The sequence below is a fragment of the Mesorhizobium sanjuanii genome (assembly GCF_002529485.1).
Taxonomy (GTDB): Bacteria; Pseudomonadota; Alphaproteobacteria; order Rhizobiales; family Rhizobiaceae; genus Mesorhizobium; species Mesorhizobium sanjuanii.
Map to the genome: position 1 here is coordinate 1 of NZ_NWQG01000243.1, position 855 is coordinate 855.

An 855-nucleotide genomic window follows, 5' to 3' on the forward strand; every position below is an offset into this window, starting at 1 on the left:
TGGTTTGACCTCGGCGGGCGCCACGGCGGCGACCGCCTCACCCGGCTCGCGCTCGAACGGCACGGCCGCGCGAGCCACCACCTTGACCCCGCCGGAATCCAGGGCATCGACATGGATGGTGTAGGAGCCGACCGGAATGTTGCGCGTCGCCTCGACCAGGAAATGGCCATCGGGCGAGGTTTTCGCGTCGCCAAGCAGAACGTCGTTGGCATAGGCGCGGACCTTGCGGCCGGGATCGGCGATGCCGGCGACGAAGATCTTGTTGCCGTCGATCTCGACCGCCTCGACGACGATCTTGGGTTCCGCCCCCGGCGTGGCAGGTGCCGGAGGTGTTGCCGGAGCCGGCGCGGGCGCGGCTTCCACCACAGCCGGGGCGGCGGGCGCCGGTTGGGCCGGCATGGGCGTCGCGGCGGGCGCTTCCGTCGCCGGAGCAGCCGCCTGCTCGCCGGCGGGCGGTGTTTGCGGCTTTGTCTCGGGCGCGGGAACCGTGAGCAGCTCAGATGGCTTGCCTGGTTCCTCGACCATGGCCAGCACCTGGCCCGTCGGATTCTGGGGAATCGAGACAACAGCGGTCTGTGCCGAGTTGATCACCACAGTGCCAGTCGAGCGCAACGTGATCGTATAGTCGCCAGGCTTCAGCGGCTTGTCGAGAACGATGGCAAAGGCGCCATCCGAACCTGCGACTGTCGAGCCGAGAACTGTCGAACCATTGAGGACCTCGACCTTGGCGTTGGGCACCGCATTGCCGGCGATGACGATGGAGCCGTTGCTTTCGACCCGAACGATGTCGAAGGTCGGCGCGATAGGACCGGTCGCGGCGGGTGCAGCAGGTGCCGCCGCATCGGGTGCCGGGGC

Annotated in this window: 1 protein-coding gene; it reads right to left on the reverse strand. The window is 68.4% G+C overall.

Going from position 1 to position 855, the window contains the following annotated elements:
- Positions 1 to 855, reverse strand: an 855-nt coding sequence (locus CN311_RS28910; RefSeq protein WP_245440985.1) for a carboxypeptidase-like regulatory domain-containing protein, incomplete at both ends; no start/stop codon positions are given.